General features: G+C 60.1%; 2 protein-coding genes. Both read right to left on the reverse strand.

The genetic code is table 11. From position 1 onward, the window contains the following. Window positions 1-62: 62 nt before the first annotated feature. Entirely contained in the window at window positions 63-437 is a 375-nt protein-coding gene (locus tag HFM78_RS15825; RefSeq protein ID WP_287130426.1) for a lysozyme inhibitor LprI family protein, read from the reverse strand. 100 nt (window positions 438-537) lie between these two features. Continuing rightward, window positions 538-4,560, reverse strand: a 4,023-nt coding sequence (locus tag HFM78_RS15830; RefSeq protein WP_287130427.1) for a translocation/assembly module TamB domain-containing protein, incomplete at its 5' end; no start/stop codon positions are given.

The following is a 4,560-nucleotide window of genomic DNA, read 5'->3' on the forward strand; positions in this document are numbered from 1 at the left end:
CCCTTGGCGGGACTCTTGGGGCTGGGGATGTTGGGGATTACCGCCCTTATCCTCGCGGCGGGCTAATCACCCTTCGGTAAATCGTTTTTGGGTTGGACACTGCCACTACAGACATCTCCCTCTACGCCTTGCAGCCATTGTTTTAACTCCGTGACCCGGTTAGCCGTAAGCTGTTCCAGCACTTGACATTGACACATTGAGTTCACGCTGCCGTATTGACTCGGATCGCCGGGGTAAAGGGCGGCTAGGTGGGCATCGCGGTACTGGAGCCAAGCCCGTTGCGCTTGTTTGAGCTTCTCGATAAACAACGTGTCAGCTTTGTAATCACGCAAAATCTGCCCGTAGACTTTGTTTAGCTCGGTATCCGCGCTCTTGGACTGCGTACAAGCCGTGTTGTTCATCTCACGCTGGGATTGAGCAAGCACCGTAGAACTCATTAACGCTAAGCACAGTACCAAACCGAGTCTGCTGAACATAGATGCTCCGGCTGAGGACTCATTCAGTTTGCCTGATGGACAACAGTTAGAACTTTGGGCTTCAGAAACGGGTCTCGAACTCGATGGAGCCGGAGACATCGCGGAAGAAGTCAGTACTCAGGCGGAACTGGAAATCGTCACTGATGCGGTAGCGCATATTGAGCCGGGTACGCTGGGTCGGGTCAGTCAGGTTTTGGGACAGGGAGAGCGAGAGGGCACGGTTGATGTCTTTGCCCACCTCCAGACCGACACCCAGGGCAAAAGCACCGGGACTGCCGGGGATCGTGCGGGTGGTGGGGCTGATGCTGAACTGGTCAAGGGCCAAATTCTCTAAAAAGAAGTTTTCGAGGGGACTCAATAAGGGACTGCTGACAATCGCGGCCCCGGCTCCCAGGATCGAGTCGGCGGCGTTGGTGCCCCCCAATAGCGCGAGGATGTCTTGTTCACTGCGGGGCGGGACGCTGCGGAGATTGAACTCGGGTTTGGTAGCCCGTCCGGTGACGCGGGCATTGATGCGGATCACCTGTTGGGTATTGAAGGAATTGAGGGCGACGCGGTTGGGGTCCTCACTGGGGTCCGTGGGTAGACCGACGGCGAAACGGTTGACCTCCGTAACCCGCGCAAACGCCAGTAAGTCCAGTTCTGGATCGAGGCCCCACTCTGGGCGGAAACGCGCCACACTCTCCTGGAAGGGGTCGAGGTAAAAAGGGTTGGCAAATAGACTGAGCCGCCCCCGCACAAACCGCACCGTCCCGAAGGCCTTGGGGTTGTCGAGGGTGCCATTGAAAATTAGGGTCCCCTGGGTGTCTACGCGCAGGACCGGCGCCTGGACCAGGGTGACGCGCTCGCCCAAGACAACTTCTAAATCCGCCAACTTAGGCGAGGTGAAACGGCCTGCCCGGGTGGGGGTAGTCACTTTCGGGGGACGCTCGGGTAGACTGAGCCGACCATTCGCTAGCATGACCCGCCCGCTAAAACTCGGCGCGAGGACTGTCCCGCTCCAGAGCAGTTGACCCCCGGCATCGCCCTCGTAGCGTTGCGGTAAGTTGAGGCGCAGGTTTTCTAAGTTGAAGGCCAAGGGGTCTAGATCCGTTAGGCGGGGATTGAGGGCGACAAAACCGGGTACGACCTGGACGCGGCCCCCACTCAGGTCTCCCGTGAATTCATCTACCCGAATCCGGTCTCTAAGAAACGTAATCTGGGCTTGGAGGTTGGTCAAAGGTTCAGCGAACCCGATGAGATTGAGGCTGGTCTGAGCTAAGGTCAGACTTCCTTGGAGGTTGAGGGCGCGGGTAGTACCACCGATTTGTACATCTAGGGTCCCCTGACCCGCTCGCCAAGCCACTTGGTCGGTGAAGAGTTCAATTAAGCTCAGGGCACTGTCTTTGACGACGAGTTGCATCCGTACCCGGTTGTCCGTGGGTTGGCTGCCGAAGGCCGGGAGGGGGAAACTGCCGTTGATACGGGCGGGTTCAGCGTCCGTCGCCACTTGGACCTCGCGCAAGCTCAAGCGGCCCTCCCGGTAGCCCAAGCCGCCCTCGGCCTGTTTGAGCGGGACTTCATTCAAAAAACCGTTATTGATCTGGAAATTGCCGCGTAATTGGGGATAGGTCCGGTCCCCCCTGAGTTCAGCGGTCAAGGAGAGGTCCCCGCTCAACTTGAAATCCGGGGGTAAAAAAGGTTGCAACAACGCCGCCGGGAAATCTGTGATGGCCAATTCCCCAGTCTGACCGGTCGGCCTAATCACCCCCTGGAACTGACCTTGTCCCTTAGCAAGGGCAAACATGAACTGGTCGAGTCGGAGCACTTGGTCCTGGTAGCTCCCCCGCACCTGGAGTTGATTGAGTTCGAGCCCGCGCCCCCGCCAGTTGTTCCCCGTCACGGCAAACTGAAAACGGGGGTTCCCCAGGGTCCCGTCCAGATCTACTCGGCCTTGAAAACGGCCCGTCAAATCGCCCAGCACCCGCTCCCCACGCCGCACTGGAGGTTTGTATTGGGCCAGGAATCGTCCAAAGCTAACTAAGCGGTCCTGTAGCGTCAAACCCTGATTTTGAAGAGCCGTCAATGGGGTCAAGTCTACCGCTCGTCCCAGGTTGACCGGCACAAGACCCTCCTGGAGTTGGGCGATATCATCCCAGGTCTGGATACCCAACCCACTCAACAAACTTTCCAACGTCCCCCCGGTGGTGACCAGACTGCCCTGGATGCGGTCGGTAATCGTGTCCCAGGTCCCCTGAAGCGTATAACGACCCAGGTTGAGCCGGTTCAGTTGCCACTGTCCAGCTTGATAACCAACCTCCAGACGGGCCTGCTTAAAAGTAAAACGTCCCCAGCGGCCCTGCCGGACCGTGAGCTTGCCAGAGAACTGGCGTTCTGTGCCCAGACCCAGGCGATAACTGCCCCCCACAACCCCGCGCACTAGACCCAGGGGCAGGGGACGGTCAAGAATTTGGTCTGCTACTTCTAGGGGTAGCCCCGCCACCGTCCCGACCAGTTCCTTGCCCTGCCGGGTCCCCGTTACCCGCAGTGTCCCCCGCTCAGCTTGCAAGAAACGCACCCCCTCCTCCCCCAGGGTCAAAGCAACGCGGCTCTGTTTACCCATCAGGTCCAGTTGAGCTGTTCCCGGTTGCACAGCGAGGGGTCCGGTCAAAACAGGAAAAGGGATTTGGGCCACCGCTACCTGCTGAAAACGCCCCACGCCCTGGAAAGTCGGCGCGGTCGGACTCCCCGTCAACTGTCCGCTGATCGTGGCTCTTCCCGTCACGGGCACGGGCACCCCGAGACGAGCTAAAAGCCCTTGGAGCGGAAAATTCTGGGTTTGTAACCGGAGGTCCCAGCTTGGCACTTGCCAATCTTCCATCACCGCCACGGACCCAGTGAGTTGGACGGGCGTTTGGGGATTGCTGAGTTGCACCTGTTGACCATCCCAGGTGAAACGGTTGGCAATCGGGACATCCACCAGCCCGAAGCCCTGGGGAAGCCGGACCCTTCCCCCACCACGTACCTGCCCCAACCGGAACTGCCCCCACTGCCCCGTCAAGTCCACCTGACCCAGGACTGCTCCCCGCCAGGGCACCTGGAGCGTCTGACCCTGGGGGAAAAGTTGCTCCAAACGCAGACCACCTAAGTCCAACCGGGTCTGCCACCGCTCCTTAACCATCGTCGCCTGGACCCCGAGCGTCCCCCCGGCTTTTTGAAACTGCGTCGCCGTCAAGTCATAGCGGCTGCCCTGATTGACCAGTCGGCCTTGACCGGGCCAATCCCCACCCGCCAACCGCCAGTCCACTGTCGTCGTTGGCGTCGCCCCCGGTCCTTGAACCGTGAAATTCCCGCCCAGCGTGCCAAGGCCTTGCCGACTATCCCCGTCGTAGAGGTCCCACAATTTCGCCCCGGTCAGCCCCGCCGCTACGCCTTGGAAATTGACCACCCCCGTCCCCAGTTGCACTTCTCCGCGTGCGGTCAACTGACCCTGCGCCGCCTGGACCGCAATCTCAGGAAAAGCCAAGACCCCCCGGTTCGCCTGGAGTCGAAATGTACCCCGGTAGCGGTCCAACCCAATCCGGTCCACCTGCCCCGCCCCAGTCTCCCGGAAGGTCCCCGTCATGACCAAGGCACCAAGGGGTCCGCGCACCCCCGCCTGCACCCCGACCCGACCCGTCAAAGGTACTGGCGGACGAATATTAAACGTCTGTTGGAGTTGCCCCAGGGTCAAGGTTTTGCCCTGTAAGCTCAAGTCCAGATCATCCAAACCGCGTAACTCGCCCATCGCCTGCAAGTCCAGGTCCCCGAACCGTCCACTCAAACCCGACGAGCGGATATCCTCACCCTGGAAAATAAGATTGGCTTCTAGATTACGCACGGGATGATTCAAGCTCTCCAGACGGGCTACGGCTTGCGTCAGGCGCACCTGACCATCCCACCGGGGACGGAGCGAATTATCCCAGCGCACCACCGCCGACCCGGTAGCCCGTCCCTCTACTTCAAAAGACTTCTCCAAGTTCAACAGGCCGAAGGGAGCCGCAACGGGTACCCCCGCCAGTTGGAGATTGAGATGGGTCCGCCGCGTCCCCCCCTCAAACCAGCC

Origin of the sequence: Candidatus Cyanaurora vandensis (assembly GCF_013285555.1) — a bacterium.
In the GTDB taxonomy this organism is placed as follows: Bacteria; Cyanobacteriota; Cyanobacteriia; order Gloeobacterales; family Anthocerotibacteraceae; genus Cyanaurora; species Cyanaurora vandensis.